Origin of the sequence: Paraburkholderia sp. Ac-20340 (assembly GCF_017104965.1) — a bacterium.
Taxonomy (GTDB): Bacteria; Pseudomonadota; Gammaproteobacteria; order Burkholderiales; family Burkholderiaceae; genus Paraburkholderia.
In genome coordinates this window covers 399,471-417,232 of the sequence record NZ_JAAGPR010000001.1, presented here as the reverse complement: position 1 = coordinate 417,232, position 17,762 = coordinate 399,471, and the positions used below count along the sequence as shown (strand labels likewise).

The following is a 17,762-nucleotide window of genomic DNA, read 5'->3' as shown; positions in this document are numbered from 1 at the left end:
CCGACCGTTGTTGAATTTTGCCCTTCGTTGTCTTTGATGCCATACCCCACACTCGTAGCGTGCCGCCACTGTGACGCCCTTTTCCGCAGGCCTCGCCTCCTGCCCGGAGGCCAGACCGCGTGCTGTTCGCGGTGCGGCTCGACGCTCTACCGGGAAAGCGCCGCGCAACTCGACAGCCTGTGCGCCATCACCGTCGCCGCGCTCGTCACCTTCATCATCGCGCAGGCGTTTCCCATCATCGAGCTGGACGCTAACGGGATTACCTCGGAATCGAGCCTGATCGGCGCGCTCGCGGTCTTGTGGAGCCAGGGCATGTACGCCGTCGCCTCGCTGGTGTTCTGCGCGACGGTGTTGTTTCCGCTCGTCGAGATCGTGGCGCTGCTCTATCTGCTGCTGCCGATCCGGCGAGGCATCGTTCCGCCCGGCTTTCGCCACGTGATGCACGTGATCGGGTTCGTGCGGCCGTGGGGCATGCTCGAAGTTTTCATGGTGGGCATTCTGGTCGCCATCGTCAAACTGGTGAGCATCTCGCGCGTGATGCCGCAGACCGCGCTGTTCGCTTTCGCGGCGCTGACCTTGATGCTGACCGTCGTGGCGATGTTCGATTTTCGCAGGCTCTGGGAAATAGCGGATTCGTTGCGCGCACCACTAATCGGCGGCGATAACGACCCGGGCCATTACGCGCCGAAGTTGCGCTCTACGCGCGACTCCAGCGCCGAGGGTGCCGATGGCGTCGCGGGCCACGTCACCGCCAAAGACGCCGGTCTGGCCTGCTGCCATGTCTGCGGTCAGCTGGAGTCGCGGCAGCTTCTCGCGCGCACGCCGCGCAAGTCGCACAAGCAGCACAAGCCGCGCTGCACGCGCTGCCATGCGCCGATGCACCTGCGTCGGCCTGACTCTCTGCGGCGCACCTGGGCGTTCCTGAGCGCCGCGGCGATTCTCTACATTCCTGCGAACGTCCTGCCGATCATGAACACGGCGACGCTCGCACATGATCGCGGCGACACCATCCTGAGCGGCATCGTCCACTTCTGGCTGACCGGCGAATGGCTGATCGCGAGCATCGTTTTCATCGCCAGCATCATGGTGCCGATGCTCAAGATCTCTGCGCTCGCGCTCCTCGCCTTGACCTCGCAGCGGCGCTCCAGATGGCGCACCGCGGAACGCACGACGCTTTACCGCGTTGTCGAAGTCATCGGCCGCTGGTCGATGCTCGATATCTTCGTCATCGCACTCACCGTTGCGCTGGTGCGCTTCGGCACGTTCGGCACGGTCACCGCGGGCCCGGGCGCCATCGCCTTCGGTGCGGTCGTCATTCTGACGATGCTGGCGTCGATGCAGTTCGACCCGCGACTCATCTGGGACCCGGTTTCCCGCGCCGCGCCGGTCGCTGAAGAACCCTCGCAATACACCATGGAACATCCGCATGACTAGTCCGAAAGGAACCCACACGCCTTCCGGCGACGACCACGTTCCGGGCGCAAGCGAGCCCGAGATCGTCCAGCCCAGACGCTGGCTGCCCTCGCTCGTCTGGATCGTGCCGCTCATCGCGGCGCTGATCGGCATTGCGCTGGTGGTGAAGTCCGTCGCCATGCGCGGGCCGACGCTCACGATCACGTTCCTGTCCGCCGAAGGGCTCGAACCTGGCAAGACGAAGGTCAAATACAAGGAAGTCGAGATTGGCTCGGTGCGCGCCATCAAGCTCTCGCCCAACCTCTCGCACGTGCTGGTGACGGTCGAACTCACCAAGGACGCCGAGAACTTCGCGCGCAAGGACAGCCGCTTCTGGGTGGTGCGTCCGCGCGTGGGGGCGGGCGGCGTATCGGGCCTGGGCACGCTGCTTTCCGGTTCGTACATTGGCGCAGATGCCGGCCGTTCCGACGAAACCGCCAGCGATTTCACCGGACTGGAAACGCCGCCCGCCGTGACCATCGACGAGAAAGGTCATCGCTACTCGCTGCATAGCGCGGATCTGGGTTCGCTCGATATCGGCACGCCGATTTTCTATCGGCGCATTCAGGTCGGCCAGGTCACCGGCTATGCGCTCGACAAGGATGGCGCAGGCGTGAGCGTGCAGGTGTTCGTGCGCGCGCCCTACGATCAGTACGTGGGCACGAATACGCGCTGGTGGCACGCGAGTGGCGTGGACGTGAAGCTCGACGCCAGCGGTTTCAAGGTCAACACGCAGTCGCTCGCGACTGTCGTGGCGGGCGGTCTGGCGTTTCAGGCGCCGACTGGCCGCGCGATGGGCCCGCAGGCGCCCGACAACGCCACCTTCACGCTCGCCTCGGACGAAAGCGAAGCCATGCGTGAGCCCGACGGCACGCCGTCACGTGTGGTGATGTACTTCAACCAGTCGCTGCGCGGCCTTTCCGTGGGCGCGACGGTGGATTTCCGCGGCATCGCGCTCGGCCAGGTGACAGATATCGGCATCGAATACGATCCGAAGCAGCGCAATTTCACCATGCCGGTGACGATGGATCTGTACCCGCTGCGTCTCGTGCGCAAGAACCGCGGCGGCGCCACGCCACAGCCAGGATCGCCGCAAGGTCGCGAGTTCATTCAGCGCCTCGTCGAGCGGGGCCTGCGCGGACAATTGCGTAACGGCAACCTGCTGACGGGCCAGCTTTACATCGCCCTCGATGTGTTCCCGAATTCGCCGCCTGCGAAGTACAACCTCGACAGCGACCCGATGGAACTGCCGACGGTGCCGAACTCGCTGGAAGAACTGCAACAGCAGGTCGCCGACATCACGAAGAAGCTCAATCAGATTCCGTTCGACAAGATCGGCAATAACCTGAACGAGTCGCTCAAGAGCGCGAACCAGTTGTTCGGCAAGGTCAACAACGAACTGCTGCCGCAGATGAAGGGCACGCTCGACGAAGCGCAAAAGACCTTCAGCGCCGCTCAGTCCACGTTGCAGCAGGACTCGCCGTTGCAGTCGGACGTGCATCAGGCGCTGCAGGAACTCACGCGCACGCTGCAATCGCTCAACTCGCTCTCGGATTATCTGGAGCGCCACCCCGAATCGCTGCTGCGCGGCAAATCAGGAGACACGCCATGACGTTTTGCCGGCTTAACCCGCGGCTTCCTACCGCGCTTGCGACGTTCGCCTCGGCGTTCGTCCTCGCGGCAACGCTCGCGGGCTGCGCCTCGCCCGCCAGCCGTTTTTACACGCTGAGCCCGAGCGGCGACGGCGCACGCACTTCGCAGGCCGCCGCGCCGGTTGGCGCGGGCAATCCGGCGTGGCTCATCGAGCTTGCGCCGGTCGATGTACCGCCGCAAGTCGCGAAGACGCAGCTTGTCGTGCAGACCGACGCCACGCAGGTGAAGGTGCTGGAACAGGAGCGCTGGGCGTCGATGCCCGGCGACGAAATCCGCCGCGCGCTCTCGGGCGATCTCACGCGGCAGTTGAACACCATCGACGTGTATGGCTCGCCGCATCCGGCTAACGTGCCGGTCTATCGCGTGAGCGTGAACGTGCAGCGCTTCGAATCGTGGCCCGGCTCGCATGCGCTGCTCGACGCGGTGTGGAGCGTGCGCGCACTCGATACGCAAACGGTGATGACCTGCCGCAGCGTAATCGACGAGCCCGTGGGCAACGGTTACGACGCCCTCGTGGCGGGTCATCGTCATGCGGTCGATGCGCTGTCGCAATCCATTGCGCACGGCATTCGTGCAATTAGCGACGGGCGGGCAAAAGGAGCATCGCTGCGCTGTCCGGTCTAGTCCTATCCGCGCGGCTAACGATGCAAGCGTTTGAGTATCGGCAGCAGTGAATCGCGCACGAGCGCGTCGTCGGAATCGACGGCGCGCTCGCTTCATCAAACGGCGCGCGTCATCGCAAACGCGTCGGCCGCCGCCACCGTATCCAGCGCCTCGCGCAACAGCGCGATCTTGCCGTCGCGCGCCACCAGCCGCCCGGCGTACATCTGCCGATAGATTTTCCCCGTCGACGGCACGAGCGCTTCGACTTCATATTCGGCGAAAACCTGCTCCGGCGTTTCAATCAGATAGCGCACGTTTTTAAACGCGAAATCCGGCACTTTGGCGAGTAGCGAGGCGATAAAACCTTCAATCGCTTTCGGCCCCTGCGCACGCCCATCGATGCCGAGCGATTTCAGATACGGCAATTCCAGCACGCCATCGTCGGCGAACAAGAACGCGGCGGCACGCGGGTCGCGAATCGATTCGACGTACGCGGCAAGCAGTTGTTTAGCATGACTCATGATTGACTCGATATAAAAGGCGTTAATGGCGGCGCTTCTTATTGCAGACGCGTCTTCAATGCCGTTGCCATCTGCTGCATGGCGGCGCGTGTCGGGGCATCGGCGGCGAGCACGTTGAGCAGGCCGAAATCGTGGATCGTGCCTTTGTACTGCGTGGTCGTCACTTCATTGCCCGCCTGATCGAGCCGATGTCCATAGGCCTCGCCTTCGTCGCGCAACACGTCGAACTGCGCCGTCTGGATCAGCGCGGGCGGCAAGCCCTTCAACTCGTCGAGCGTGGCGCGCAGCGGCGATGCGTAGCGCTCGTTACGCTGGTTACGCTCGCCTGCGTCGCTCGCGTCGGCGATGTAGGCGTTCCAGAACCACTTCATCATGTCGCGGCTCAGAAAGTAGCCGTTTTCGAAAGCGTCGTAGGAGGCGTTATCGAATGCGTGGTCCGTCACCGGCCACATGAGGCCCTGGAAGCGGATGGCCGGCCCTTGACGATCCTTCGCCATCTGGCTGACGACCGCAGCCATATTGCCGCCCACGCTGTTGCCCACCACCGCCAGCCGCGCCCCATCGACGCCGATGGCTTCGCCCTGCGCGGCGACCCACTTCGTTGCGGCGTAGGCCTGGTTGATCGCAACCGGATAGCGCGCTTCGGGTGAAGGCGTGTATTCGACGAACACGGCCGCCGCGCCCGACTGCACCACGAGATCGCGCACGAGGCGCTCGTGCGTCGGGTAATCGCCGAGAATCCAGCCGCCGCCGTGGAAGAACATGAACACGGGCAACACGCCTTGCGCCTGCTGCGGCTTGACGATGACGAGCGGCACGCTCAGGCCGTCCTGCTCGATGACACGGCGCGTGACATCGATACCCGAAACGTCCACTTCCACACTGCGCTGCGCGCCTGCCAGCACCTCGCGCGCTTCGGCGGGCGTGAGCGTTTCGATGGCCGGGCCGGTGCCGCTGTTGAGCGCAGCGAGGAAGGCGACGGTTGCGGTATCGGGCGTGTTCGGGGTGTTGGGCGTGGCCAGCGTGGCTTGGGTGGTCATCGTGATTCTCCTTTCCGGGTGGTTGAGTGGCTGGCGACCTGATGTCGTGCAGCCGATGGAAAGGAGAATACGGATCGGGAGATATTTGCGAAATAGAAGTGTTTGAAACCTATCGTTGCATAAATGCAATGATAGGCCTCGCATTACGCTTTAGGCCAACGCCAGGTGGGATCGGAAAGATGCTCGGCGAAGTAATCGGACAGCGCCGACACCTTCGCGGGCCGCGCCCGCGCCGATGGCGTGACGAAGTACAAACCGCCCTTCGTCAGCGACCAGTCGGTGAGGATCGCTTCGAGCCGGCCATCGGCCAGATATTCTCCGGCGATGAATTCGGGTAGTTCCGCAATCGCGAGACCATCGAGCAGCGTGGGCAACAGCGCATCGGAATTCGTCACGCGCAGCGGGCCGGTCGGCATCACCGGTTCTTCTTCGCCTGCCTCGTTCGTGAAACGCCAGACATCGCTACGCGCGCGATACGCGTACGAGAGGCACGGCCGATCCACCAGTTCACGCGGATGCGCGGGCCGCCCTTCGCGCGCCAGATACTCAGGCGACGCCACCACGTATTGCGTCACCGCGCACAGCCGCCGCGCCACCAGCGACGAATCGGGCAACGCGGCGATGCGCAGCGCGGCATCGAAGCCATCGGCAACGAGATCGACCGACGCATCAGATAGATGCAGGTCGATCGACACCTCCGGATACGCGCGAAAGAAGCCCGGCAGCAGCGGCGCGACCCAGCGCAGCCCGAACGACATCGGCACCGCCAGGCGCACCAGCCCGCGCGGCTGCACCGACATCTCGCGCGCCGCGCTTTCCGCCTCCTCCGCCTGGCGATAAATCTCGCCGGCCTTCTCGCAGATCGTGCGGCCGAACTCGGTCAGCGCGAGCTGGCGCGACGTGCGGTTGAAAAGCCGCGCGCCCAGCCGGTCCTCGAGCCGGGCCACGCCGCGCGAGACCGTCGCCACCGACACGCCCATCACGCGCGCCGCCGCCGCGAACGATCCCTCCTCGGCGACCTTCGCGAACATCGCCAGTCCTTCGAAATCAGGCAGCTTCGCCATTTGCCCTCATCTTTTCATTTATGCAACGTTGGATTGCAATCAATTCTATTTCGAAATGCCTGGGCCGTCGATATTCTTCTCACATCGCAGCACGCAACACCGAACACACCCTTCCCCTGAACACTGAACCGAACGAAAGGAGCAACACCATGGCACGCAAACTCGACAACAAGATCGCACTCGTTACCGGCGCAACCAGCGGCATCGGCCTGGCTACCGCCCAGCGTTTCGCCGACGAAGGCGCGCACGTCTACCTCACCGGCCGTCGTCAGGCCGAACTCGATGCCGCCGTGAAGAGCATCCGCGAAGCAGGCGGCCAGGCGACCGGCGTGCGCGTCGATTCCACGAAGCTCGACGAACTCGACGCGCTGTACGCACAGATCAAGGAAGAACAGGGCCGCCTGGACGTGCTGTTCGCCAACGCAGGCGGCGGTTCGATGCTGCCGTTCGGCAACATCACCGAAGAACACTTCGACGACACCTTCGACCGCAACGTGAAGGGCGTGCTGTTCACGGTGCAAAAAGCGCTGCCGCTGCTGACGAAAGGCGCATCGGTGATCCTCACGGGGTCGACGGCGGGCAGCGCGGGCACGGCGGCGTTCAGCGTGTACTCGGCGTCGAAGGCTGCGGTGCGCTCGTTCGCCCGCAACTGGATTCTCGACCTCAAGGACCGCCAGATCCGCGTGAACACGATCAGCCCCGGCGCGACCCGCACGCCTGGTTTGCTCGACCTCGCCGGTGACGACGCCGACCAGCGCCAGGGTCTCGCCGATTACCTCGCCGCGCAGATCCCGATGGGCCGTCTGGGCGAGCCGAACGAAATCGCCAGCGCCGCGCTGTTCCTCGCTTCGGACGATGCGAGCTTCGTGAACGGTATCGAACTGTTCGTCGATGGCGGCCAGCAGCAGATCTGAACGTGGCATGGGCGCACGGCTGCGAACTTCAGCATCCGTGTGCCCGAACGGAGTTTCATCATGATCGGACATCGCCCTTTTCTTACGCTCGGCGCCATCGGAAGCGACTGGCTCGACGCGCGGCTGCATTTTCGCGTCGGCATGACCGGGCGCGCGGAGCATACGACGCTCGGGCCGCTCGTCGTCTGGAACGACGACACATTCGCGCCGCGTTCGGGCTTCGGCCTGCATGCGCATCGCAACGTCGAGATCGTCACGTGGGTGCGCTCCGGCGCGATCACGCACGAGGACGACGCGGGCAACCGCGCGCGTCTGGTCGCCGATTCCGTCCAGGCGATGAGTGCGGGCACAACGATTCATCACGCCGAGCGCAACGAGGAAGATGTGCCCGCGCGGGTGTTTCAGATCTGGCTGCGCCCGCGCACGACAGGCGGCACGCCGCGCTGGGCAACGCGCGTGTGTTCGCGCGAATGTCGCGAAGGCCGCTTCGTGACGCTGGCAAGCGGCGATCCGCAAGACGTGCGCGCGGGCGCCCTGCCGATTAACGCCGACGCACGCGTGCGTGTCGCCACACTGCGCGAAGGCATGACGATCAAGCACATGTTGCCGATGCGCGGCTCGGCGTATCTGGTCGCCGATCACGGGCTTCTCGACGTGGGATCTGTCCGGCTTGCGCCACGCGACGGCGTCGCCATCAGGGACGAGGCGCAGCTAGATCTGATCGCGCATGGCGATACCGATGTCGTGATCGTCGAACTGCTGGAACCCTCGACCCAGCGCGACTAGTTTTGCCGCAAATACTCACTCGGCGGCACGCCCAGCACTTTGCGGAACATGGCGGCGAACGCACTCGGGCTGTCGTAGCCGTGTTCCAGCGCCAGTTCGAGAATCGACACGCCTGCTGCAAGACGCGGCAAGCTCAGCAACAGACGCGTATGTCGCCACCACGCGCCCGGCGTCATGCCGGTTTCACGCCTGAAGGTGCGCGCGAGCGTGCGCGCGTTCATGTTCGCGGCGACGGCCCATGAAGCGAGCGTCACCGGCTCGGACGGCTCGCGAATCAGCCGCGCGCACAACGCGGCCAGTTCGGGATGGTGCGGCATCGGCACATGCAGGTCGAGCGACGGAGCAAGCTCGATTTCGTCGAGGATCAAGGCCAGCACGCGGCCCGTGCGATGGTTCAGGTCGTAGTCGGCAGGCAGGCCGCTGGTCGCGAGAACCAGCTCGCGCAGCAACCCGCTGACACCGATAACCCGGCACTCGCGCGGCAGGCTCGAACGCACTTCATGCGCGACAAAAAGGGAGCGCAGGCGCACATCGCCGGCCATCTGGATGCCGTGGCGCGTGCCCGCGGGCAGCCAGACCGCGCGGCCGGGCGGCACGACCCAACTGCCGTCGTCCGTTCGCACGATCATGACGCCGTCGATCGACAGGATCATCTGCGCCTGGGCGTGCGTGTGCGGCGCGAATTCGTCGCCAGCGGCGGACTCCGTGGCGAGCACACCAATCTGCTTCACCTTGTCGGAAGCGTCGAGCGCCTGAAAAAACTCGTTCATGTGTCCATATCGCGACGATGAATGCTCATTGCGCGCGCGATGAATAAAGAGCGCCAACATAACATGGCACGACTGTTTGATTCCATGACACTCGATGCCTGCCGCTCCCACTCACCCTTGCCCTTGCCCGCCCTACCGCTCGACACCCTTTGCCCGAGGCCTCGCGTTTGCGTTCAGTGCGCTGCTTGCCGCCTGTTCCGTCGGCGAGCCCTATCGCGCGCCGTCAGCCAGCCCGGCCCAGAACGCGCCTTTCGATGCCGCCGCCTCCACGCCGCAAGTGCTCTCCGCCGCGCCGCCCGACCACTGGTGGCGGTTCTATGACGACCCGGCGCTCGACGCGCTGATTGGCGAGGCGCTGGCACAAAACCGCGATCTGGCCGTTGCCGCCGCGCGTGTCACGCGGGCCCGCGCGGTGCTGGCGCAGGCCGATGCGGCGCAGTTGCCATCGACGCAAACTTCATTCGGCGTCGATTACGGCAAGCACGAGACCGATCAGATCGTGGCCGCCGCACGCGACACGGGCAGCGCGCCGTCGCGCTTCGGCTGGGCGCCGGGCTTCGCGCTGTCCTGGGAAATCGACTTCTGGGGACGCGTGCGCGATCTCGTGGACGCCGCCCACGCGGATGCGCAAGCCCAGCAGGCCGCCTCCGACGCCTTGCGCGTGAGCGTGGCCGCCGAAACGGCGGCCGCGTATGTGCGCGCCTGTGCCTACGCCCAGCGTCTCGACGTTGCGCAGCATTCGCTTGACATCGCCGATCGCATCGCGACGCTCACGCAGCGGCAACAGGCGCTGGGGCTGGTTTCGTCGATGGAGTCCGTGCGTGCGCGCGCCTTCGCGGACGACGCGCGTGCGCGTCTTCCCGCGCTCGACGGCGAACACCGCGCGGCACTCTATGAACTCGCCGTGCTGCTTGGGCGCACGCCCGCCGATATTCCGGCCGCCGCTCGAAGCTGCCGCCAGCCGCCCACGCTCACGCAGCCCTTCCCCGTGGGTGACGGCGCGGCGCTGATCCGTCGCCGCCCCGATCTGCGCGAAGCCGAACGCAAACTGGCGGCCGCTCATGCACGCGCGGGCGCGGCGCAGGCCGCGCTGTATCCGTCGATCACACTCGGCGGCTCCGTCAACTGGCTCTCGACCACCGGACACCCGGCTTCGATCGGCGACCGCTATGCGCTCGCGTGGAGCGTGGGTCCGCTCATCAGCTGGAATTTCCCGGATCTCGCGGCGAGTCGCGCCCAGCTAGGCGCGGCCCGTGCCGACGACACCGGCGCACGCGCCGCGTTCGATGCGCAACTGCTGCGCGCCCTGCAGGAAACCGAACAGGCGCTCGCCCGCTATGGCGCGGCCTGGCGCGAGCACGACGCGCTGGAGACGGCGCGCGCCGGCCACGCACACGCCTTCGAGCTGGCCGAACGCGAATTCCGCGCTGGCGCGATCGATTCGCTCGGCGTGCTCGACGCCGAGCGCAGCCTGAGCGCCGACGACGCCGCGCTCGCGCAGTCATCGCAACGGCTCGCACTGGACCAGGTCACGGTTTTCAAGGCGCTTGGCGGCGGCTGGCAGCCTTGAGCGCGCGAGTCCCCTTTCTCTTCTCTCATTTCAAAAGAAGACTGTCTGCATGAGTACGACTGTTGATAACGAAATTCAGGCCGATGTCGGGCGCAGCACTACGGCGCGCCGTGCGCGGCGTCCGTGGATCGTCGCGGGGACGTTGCTGGCGTCCCTGGCGGCGGCGGGCTGGGGCTGGCACTGGTGGCAGGTGGGCCGCTTTATCGAAACGACCGACGACGCCTACGTGCGCGCCGATGTCGTGACCGTGAGCCCGCGCATCGCGGGTTATGTGACGCGCGTGCTGGTTGACGATAACCAGACGGTTCATCGCGGCGATCTGCTCGCCACGCTCGACGACCGCGATTACCGCGCGAAAGTGCAGGCCGCTCAGGCCGCGTTGCTGGAGGCGCAGGCGGCCGTGCAGGAAAGCAGCGCGGCCGCGCAGACGCTCGGCGCGCAACTCGCGCAGCAGGGCAGCACGATCGCGCAGGCGCAAGCCGATGTGGACGCTGCACGCGCCGAAGCCGCTCGCCGTGATGCGGACGCAAATCGCTATCGCACCTTGCTGGCCGACGAAGCGGCGAGCGGTCAGCATTGGGAAGCGGCGCACGCCGATGCGCTCAAGGCGCGCGCCGCGCTCGCGCACGCCATTGCAGCGGCGCAGGGCCAACGCGAGGAACGCGACGTGTTGCGCAAGCGCCTCGCGCAGAACGACGCCGCGACGGCGGCCGCTCACGCGCGCGTGGAAGCGGCGCAAGCGCAACGGGCGCTCGCGCAACTCGACCTCGAACACACGCGCATCGTCGCGACGCAGGACGGCATGGTCGGCCAGCGCAGCGTGCGCGCGGGCCAGTATGTCGAGGCCGGCACGCCGCTGCTTGCGGTGGTGCCGCTGCACGCCGTCTACGTGGTGGCCAACTTCAAGGAAACGCAGCTTGCGGCGATGCGCGCGGGCGAACCCGTCGAGCTGGACATCGACACGTTTTCGGGCAAGGCGCTGCATGGCCGCGTGAGCGGTATCGCACCGGGCTCGGGCGCCGAGTTCGCCTTGCTGCCGCCGGACAACGCCACCGGCAACTTCACGAAGATCGTGCAGCGCGTGCCGGTGAAGATCGCGCTCGACGCCTTGCCGCGCGATGTCGTGCTGCGGCCCGGCATGTCGGCGATCGCGCGCGTGGATACGAAAGGGGCGCGGCGATGAGTACCGTCGCCCGACGTTCGCCCGCGCCTGACGAATCCCGCGATGCGCACGATGCTCCCGCAGAAGCGGTCTCGCTGCGCTCGTGGGTCGCCGTGCTCGGCGGCGTGTTCGGCTGCTTCATGGCGGGCATGAACGTTCACGTCACCAACGCCTCGCTGCCCGACATACGCGGCTCGCTGGGCGCGAGCTTCGAAGAAGGATCGTGGATCACCACCGCCTATCTGGTCGCGGAGATCGTCGTGATTCCGCTCACGGGTTGGCTCGTGCAGGTGTTTTCGGCGCGCCGCGTGCTGCTGGTGGGCGCATCCGGGTTTCTGGCGTTCTCGCTGGCCTGCTCGCTGGCGCCGACGATCGGCACGATGATTGTCGCCCGCACCTTGCAGGGCGCATTCGGCGGCGTGCTGATTCCGCTCTCGTTCCAGCTGATCGCCACCGAATTGCCGAAGTCGCGTCATCCGCTCGGGATGGCGCTCTTTGCGGTGGCCAATAACGTGGCGCAGGCGGCGGGGCCGTCGCTGGGCGGCTGGCTCACGGATACCTATTCATGGCGCTGGATCTTCTATCTTCAGATTCTGCCCGCGCTGGCGCTGATCGCGGCGATTGCATGGGCGATCCGCCCGGTTGCCGTCGATACAAAAAAGCTGCGCAGCGCCGACTGGCCCGGCATCCTGACCATGGCCATCGGTCTGAGCGCGCTGCAGATCGTGCTTGAAGAAGGCGAGCGCAAGGACTGGTTCGCGTCGAGCGGCATCGTGCTGCTTGCGTGTATTGCAGCGCTCGGCCTGATCGCGTTCGTCGTGATCGAGGTGCGCCGCGCGCAACCGTTTATCAATCTGCGCCTGCTTGCCGGCTATAACTTTGGCCTTGCCAGCCTGATGCAGTTTCTATTCGGCGCGGTGGCGTTTGGCGTCGTGTTTCTGGTGCCGAATTATCTGGCCGAGGCACAAGGCTATAGCGCGCGCGATATCGGCATGGTGATGATTCCCTACGGGCTCGTGCAGTTCGTCATGTCGTTTCTCACACCGCCGCTGATGCGCCGCACGAGTCCGCGCAGCGTGATTGCGCTTGGCTTTCTGCTGGTTGCGGCAGGTTGTTTGATGAACATTCATCTCGATGCCGATTCGGCGCGCAATGTCATCGTGCCGTCGCTGATCGTGCGCGGCGTGGGACAGTCGTTTGTGGTGATTGCGCTTTCGGTGATGGCCGTCAACGGGATCGACAAGGCGCAACTGGGTTCGGCATCGGGCGTGTTCAATATGGTGCGCAACGTGGGCGGCGCAATTGGCATCGCGCTCGTCAGCCAACTGGTGGTCGAGCGGCAAAAGCTGCATGCGGCGCGTATCGGCGAAGCGGTGACGCCTTATGCGCAGGCATTTCAGGAGCGTATGGTGCTGCTCGCGCGCGCGGTGTCGCGGCTGCACATACCGCGCGTGGACGGACTGCCGCGCGGGCGTGTTGACGGCACGTATGAAACGGCGCTCGCGCTGATCAATCAGCGTGTCATGCGCGAAGCGTTGCTGATGGCATACAGCGATACGTTTCTGATTGCGGGTCTCGCCATGCTCGCGTGTGTGGCCGGGGCGTTTGCATTGCGCGGAGCCAGAGCATGATGGGCGAGCCGGTTGCCAATTCGCGAGAGATCGGCTAAACGCTGCATCGGCAAATCCCGCCTCGTTCGTCGCCGAAGGTGCAGTCGGCGTCAACGTGTTCCGTTGCGCCAGCGGCCAGGGCGCGGCACGCATTCTGCTCTAGTGCCCTGCAGTGGTCAGGCACGCACCCGGCAAACTCCGGGCGATGCCGCCGACCGCCTCACCGCACGAAAGGAGCAGCCATGAATCAGACGACACTGGGCGCGGGCGTCGAGACGCCGCTTGTGGCATCGCAACACGGCCTGCCGCGCGAGGCCGTTTCGTGGGGCGCGATACTCGCGGGGGCCGTGGGTATGGCGGCGTTCTCGCTGATCCTGCTCACGCTCGGCACGGGGCTCGGCTTATCGTCGCTTTCACCGTGGCCGGGCAGCGGCGCGCATGCAAAAACCTTCGGCGCGGCCGTGGTCATCTGGGTGTGCGTTTCGCAGATCATGGCCTCGGGTCTCGGCGGCTATCTGGCCGGACGTCTGCGCCGCCACTGGCCGCTCATCAGCGGCGATGAAACCCACTTCCGCGACACCGCCCACGGCTTTCTCGCCTGGGCGCTGGCCACGCTCGTGACGGCCGGCCTGCTGGCCTCGGCGGTATCGGGCATCGGGCGCACGGCGGCGCTGGCTATCGCCGAAACCGGCGCACATTCGGCAGCGGGCCTTGGCGCCGTCGATCGCGGCAATGCGCAGACCGCGTGGCAAACCTGGCCGGTCGGCTATCTGATCGACGGCATGTTGCGTCCGGTCGAAGGCGCATCGGCGCAGGTGGAAACGCGCCCGGAACAGGCGCTCGCTTCGGTCACGGAAAAGCAGGAAATCGCGCGCATCTTCCTCAACGCCCTGCCCTCGGGCGGCGCGCTCTCGCCTGAAGACTCGCGCTATGTCGCCCAGGTCGTCGCGCAACGCACGGGCCTTTCGCCCAGCGATGCACAGGCCCGCGTGAACACGACCTACACGCGCCTGCAGGACAAGATGAACGCAATGGAAAGCGCCGCACGCGCCGCCGCCGACGCCGCCCGCAAAGCCACCATCCACGCCACGCTCTGGCTGTTTATCTCGCTGCTGATGGGTGCGTTCGCCGCGAGTTACATGGCAACCGTAGGCGGCCGCCTGCGCGAATTCTGACCGCTCCACAGCGATCGTTCCAACGTCACGCGACGTGACGAAACCTCTCAGGAGACTGACATGCGCTCGATTCTTCTCTATATGCTTGGCGTGCCGATTCCGATCATCATCCTGATCGCCCTGTTCTGGCATTGATCGCCTCGCCTTTGACATCTGCCCGGCTGTCGCAGTAAAATTATTTCATCATGCGTTGAATATTAGTGCGCGCCACAAGCGTGCCGTCGTTCCCGAAGAACCTTCACAGAAGCCGAATCCGATGGACAAGCTGGGCAGCATGAAGATGTTCGTGGGCGTCGCAGAAGCCGGCGGCTTTGCCAAAGCCGCCGCGCGCGCGTCCCTCAGTACCGCCGCCGTGTCGCGCGCGATCATGGAACTCGAGGCCAGTCTGCAGACACGCCTGTTCAATCGCACCACGCGCCAGATCTCGTTGACCGAAGCGGGCCGCCGCTATCTGGAGCATTGCGAGCGCATTCTCAACGAGGTCGATCTCGCCGATGCCGAAGCCATGGGCGCCGCCGCGCAACCCAACGGCCGCCTGCGCGTGCATGCGACGGCGGGTTTCGGCCAGCATTACCTCACGCCGCTGCTCGCGCGCTACACGCAGCAATTCGAAGGCGTTTCCGTCGATCTGGTGCTGGCGCAGCGCACGCCCGATCTGCTCGAAGAGCGCTTCGACGTAGCGATCGTGGTCGCGCAAAGTCTCAAGGATTCGTCGCTGGTTTCGCAGCGGCTGGGCTTGTCGCGCTCGGTGCTGTGCGCGTCGCCGCACTATCTGTCGAGGCGCGGCACGCCCGCCGCGATCGCCGATCTCGAAGCGCATACCTGCGTGCAACTCACGCATCAGGATCTGCCCTCGACGCCGTGGATTTTCGAAGACGCCGACGGTCACGAGCAATCGTTCCGTCCCGCGCGCGAAGCGCCCTTCACGGTGAATATCGCCGAGGCGCTGGGCGAAGCGATTCGCGCGGGCATGGGCATCGGCATGCTGCCGATTCCGACTGCGCTGCAAGGTCTGCGCGACGGCACGCTGGTGCAGGTGCTGCCGCATGCGCGCCTCAAACCGGTCAACGTCTTTGCGTTGTACGCATCGCGCCAATACCTCGACGCCAAGATTCGAACGCTGGTGGAATTTCTGCGCGATGCCGTCCCGCGACGCGTGGCCGAGCACGAGCAGGAACTCGGGCTATGGCACGCACGTTATGGGCGCTCGACAATGTGCCCCGCCTAAGATCATTTAGTTAGTCAAGCCAACCAATTAAATAAAAACCGCCGCGCACCATCCATGACGATGGTGCGCGGCGGTTTTTTTATGTCGATCGATCAGGCGAGGCGAATTTTCGGCTGCACCCAGCCGTTGATGCGCTCAGCCGTCCACAGCAGCGTTGCCTTGCGCAAACCATGCAAAGCCTGCTGATGACGCCGATACAGCATCGCATGACTCAGTTGCGCGAGGCGTCCGCGAATAAAGCCGCCACGGAAGAACCCGAAGCGCCCGAGCGTGCCGAACGCATCGTAATCGCTTAGCGAGACCAGCGAACCAAAATCATGAAACGCAAACTCGGGCATCGGCTTGCCTGCGAGCCAGCCCGGCAGATGGCGCGCGAGAAATTCGGCCTGCTGCGTGGCGACCTGCGCGGTGGGCGCGAGTGCGCGCTCGGCGCCGGCCGGCGTGAGGCTGGAACAGTCGCCGAGTGCGAACACATGGTCGTCCTCCGTGGATTGCAAAGTCGGTCCGACCACGATCTGGTTCGCGCGGTTGGTCGCGAGGCCGCCCAGGCCATTGAGGAAATCCGCCGCCTTCACACCGGCGGCCCAGACCATCAGATCCGCTTGCGCGAGCGCGCCGCCGTCGTAGACGAAGCCGCTTTCGGTCGCCTCGGTGACGCGCGTGCCGGTCTTCACGCTGAAGCCGATCTTTTCGAGTTGCTGCTGGCTGGACGCGGAAATGTTCGGCGGAAACGCGCCCAGAATGCGCGGGCCGCTCTCCAGCAGCGTCAATTGCAGACGCTCGCGGATCGAGGCATCGCCATAAGCGCTGGCCACTTCCAGCAGGCGGCTGAGTTCCGCCGCCAGCTCGACGCCCGTCGCCCCGCCGCCGACGATCGCCACGCGCAGCGCCTCGTCGCGCGCGACGCTGCGAAATGCGCGCGCACGCAAGGCTTCGTTGAAGGTTTCCGCCTGCTTCTGGCTGTCGATGAAATAGCAGTTGCCCGCGACGCCCGGCACGCCGAAATCGTTCGCCCGGCTGCCCAGCGCGAGCACCAGCACGTCGTATCCGACTTCGCGCGGCTCCAGCACCGTGCTGCCATCGGGCGAAGTGAGCGCGCCCAGTTGCACGCGACGCCGCGCGCGGTCGAGCCCGAGCATTTCGCCGGGCTCGTAGCTATAGCCGTGCTCGCTGGCGTGCGCGAGAAAGATCACCTGCTGTTGCTGCACATCGCGCGTGCCGGCCGCGATCGTGTGCAGCATCGGCTTCCAGATGTGCGTCGGGCTTTTGTCGATCAGCGTGATGCGCGCCTTGCCCGCGCGCCCGAGCGTGTCGCCCAGCTTCGTCGCCAGCAGGATGCCCGCGATGCCACCACCCACGATTACGATGCGTACCGGACTCGTCATGTTTAATTCAACACGCAATGAATAAAAATCGATGGTAAACCCTCGCCATGATCCATGTCAAACGTTTCGCCGTGCCGCGCGAGCCGCTGTGCCGCCGGTTGCGCGCGCGCGCTCGGGTACACTCACGTCCATCGAAAAACGGGAACGCTCATCGGCATGAAAGAGAAGGTCACGGCATCAGCAACTGCAACGCCCACGCCCGTGCGGCGCGGCCGCGGGCGGCCGGCGCAGGACGCCTCGGTCGGCCGGGATGTGCTGCTGCGCAACGCGCGCAAGACCTTCGGCACGCGCGGCTACGACGCCACCAGCGTGCGCGAGATCGCGCGCGAATCCGGCGTCGATCCGGCTTTGCTCGCGCATCATTTCGGCTCGAAGGAAGCGCTGTGGACTGCCGTGGTCGAGCAGATCGCCGAGCATGCCCGGCCGTTGATCGCGGGCACGGGCGCCTTGCGCGACGCCGATCTGGACGCGAAGGCGCGGGTGGACCGCGCCATGGAAATCTATATCGACAAGGTGTTCGAGGAACCGGACATCGGCCTGTTCTTCTCGACGGCCGCGACGGAAGAAGGCGCGCGCATGGATTTCCTCGTCGAACGACTCATGCGGCCCTATTACGACGTGCTGGTACCGCTGCTCGACGATGCCGCGAAACAAGGCGTGCTCAAGGTGAAGGACGCCGACATGCTGTTTTTCGTGCTGCTCAACGGCGTGAGCAAGACCGTGGGCTACGGTCACCTGATGCGGGCGTTCTCCTCGCTGCCCGACAACCCGGAGCAGTTCAAGCGCACGGTGCTGGAAACCACCCTCTCGCTGCTCGCCTGAGCGCGAT

16 protein-coding genes are annotated in these 17,762 nt (G+C 65.5%); 11 read left to right on the top strand and 5 right to left on the bottom strand.

Annotation, left to right across the window (positions count from 1 at the left end; translation table 11 throughout):
• Positions 1-36: 36 nt before the first annotated feature.
• From G3N59_RS02005 to G3N59_RS01995, 3 genes are read left to right on the top strand one after another with little or no spacing between them, the layout of a single operon-like run.
• Positions 37-1,434: a paraquat-inducible protein A gene (locus G3N59_RS02005; RefSeq protein ID WP_205980828.1), complete on the top strand. Its 1,398-nt coding sequence runs from the start codon at positions 37-39 to the stop codon at positions 1,432-1,434.
• Positions 1,427-3,064: an MlaD family protein gene (locus G3N59_RS02000; RefSeq protein ID WP_205980827.1), complete on the top strand. Its 1,638-nt coding sequence runs from the start codon at positions 1,427-1,429 to the stop codon at positions 3,062-3,064. Before G3N59_RS02005 ends, G3N59_RS02000 begins: the two co-directional genes overlap by 8 nt.
• Positions 3,061-3,729 (top strand): PqiC family protein, encoded by a 669-nt coding sequence (locus G3N59_RS01995; RefSeq protein ID WP_205980821.1) that lies wholly within the window; start codon positions 3,061-3,063, stop codon positions 3,727-3,729. The genes G3N59_RS02000 and G3N59_RS01995 overlap by 4 nt, the downstream gene beginning before the upstream one ends.
• Positions 3,730-3,824: 95 nt before the next feature.
• Here G3N59_RS01995 and G3N59_RS01990 read toward each other — a convergent pair whose 3' ends face one another.
• The 3 genes from G3N59_RS01990 to G3N59_RS01980 all read right to left on the bottom strand — a co-directional run bounded on the left by G3N59_RS01990 (position 3,825) and on the right by G3N59_RS01980 (position 6,333).
• Complete coding sequence (locus G3N59_RS01990; protein WP_205980820.1) at positions 3,825-4,229, bottom strand: nuclear transport factor 2 family protein; 405 nt, start codon at positions 4,227-4,229, stop codon at positions 3,825-3,827.
• A gap of 38 nt (positions 4,230-4,267) precedes the next feature.
• Complete coding sequence (locus G3N59_RS01985) at positions 4,268-5,269, bottom strand: alpha/beta hydrolase (RefSeq protein ID WP_205980819.1); 1,002 nt, start codon at positions 5,267-5,269, stop codon at positions 4,268-4,270.
• Positions 5,270-5,412: 143 nt separating this feature from the next.
• The gene (locus G3N59_RS01980; protein ID WP_205980818.1) at positions 5,413-6,333 is read right to left on the bottom strand and encodes a LysR family transcriptional regulator; all 921 of its coding nucleotides are present in this window, start codon (positions 6,331-6,333) and stop codon (positions 5,413-5,415) included.
• 149 nt (positions 6,334-6,482) lie between these two features.
• Here G3N59_RS01980 and G3N59_RS01975 point away from each other — a divergent pair, with 149 nt between their 5' ends.
• The gene (locus G3N59_RS01975) at positions 6,483-7,247 is read left to right on the top strand and encodes a glucose 1-dehydrogenase (RefSeq protein WP_205980817.1); all 765 of its coding nucleotides are present in this window, start codon (positions 6,483-6,485) and stop codon (positions 7,245-7,247) included.
• A gap of 60 nt (positions 7,248-7,307) precedes the next feature.
• Positions 7,308-8,033, top strand: a complete 726-nt coding sequence (locus G3N59_RS01970; RefSeq protein WP_205980816.1) for a pirin family protein — start codon at positions 7,308-7,310, stop codon at positions 8,031-8,033.
• On the opposite strand, the gene G3N59_RS01965 is transcribed toward G3N59_RS01970, so the two are convergent.
• The gene (locus tag G3N59_RS01965) at positions 8,030-8,803 is read right to left on the bottom strand and encodes a helix-turn-helix transcriptional regulator (protein WP_205980814.1); all 774 of its coding nucleotides are present in this window, start codon (positions 8,801-8,803) and stop codon (positions 8,030-8,032) included. The genes G3N59_RS01970 and G3N59_RS01965 overlap by 4 nt on opposite strands.
• A gap of 94 nt (positions 8,804-8,897) precedes the next feature.
• On the opposite strand from G3N59_RS01965, the gene G3N59_RS01960 reads away from it, so the two are divergent.
• The 5 genes from G3N59_RS01960 (at position 8,898) to G3N59_RS01940 (ending at position 15,548) form a co-directional block, all read left to right on the top strand.
• A complete protein-coding gene (locus G3N59_RS01960) occupies positions 8,898-10,373 on the top strand; it encodes a TolC family protein (protein ID WP_205980812.1) in 1,476 nt (491 codons plus the stop codon).
• A gap of 49 nt (positions 10,374-10,422) precedes the next feature.
• The gene (locus G3N59_RS01955) at positions 10,423-11,556 is read left to right on the top strand and encodes an HlyD family secretion protein (RefSeq protein WP_205980811.1); all 1,134 of its coding nucleotides are present in this window, start codon (positions 10,423-10,425) and stop codon (positions 11,554-11,556) included.
• Positions 11,553-13,166: an MDR family MFS transporter gene (locus tag G3N59_RS01950; RefSeq protein WP_205980810.1), complete on the top strand. Its 1,614-nt coding sequence runs from the start codon at positions 11,553-11,555 to the stop codon at positions 13,164-13,166. The genes G3N59_RS01955 and G3N59_RS01950 overlap by 4 nt, the downstream gene beginning before the upstream one ends.
• A gap of 221 nt (positions 13,167-13,387) precedes the next feature.
• Positions 13,388-14,320 carry a hypothetical protein gene (locus G3N59_RS01945; RefSeq protein ID WP_205980809.1) on the top strand — a complete coding sequence of 311 codons (933 nt, stop codon included), beginning with the start codon at positions 13,388-13,390 and terminating at the stop codon, positions 14,318-14,320.
• 256 nt (positions 14,321-14,576) lie between these two features.
• Positions 14,577-15,548 (top strand): LysR family transcriptional regulator, encoded by a 972-nt coding sequence (locus G3N59_RS01940; RefSeq protein ID WP_205980808.1) that lies wholly within the window; start codon positions 14,577-14,579, stop codon positions 15,546-15,548.
• Between the two features lie 92 nt (positions 15,549-15,640).
• Here G3N59_RS01940 and G3N59_RS01935 read toward each other — a convergent pair whose 3' ends face one another.
• Positions 15,641-16,933 (bottom strand): NAD(P)/FAD-dependent oxidoreductase, encoded by a 1,293-nt coding sequence (locus G3N59_RS01935; RefSeq protein WP_205980807.1) that lies wholly within the window; start codon positions 16,931-16,933, stop codon positions 15,641-15,643.
• Positions 16,934-17,089: 156 nt separating this feature from the next.
• Here G3N59_RS01935 and G3N59_RS01930 point away from each other — a divergent pair, with 156 nt between their 5' ends.
• Entirely contained in the window at positions 17,090-17,755 is a 666-nt protein-coding gene (locus G3N59_RS01930) for a TetR/AcrR family transcriptional regulator (protein WP_205980806.1), read from the top strand.
• The last annotated feature ends 7 nt before the right edge of the window (positions 17,756-17,762 follow it).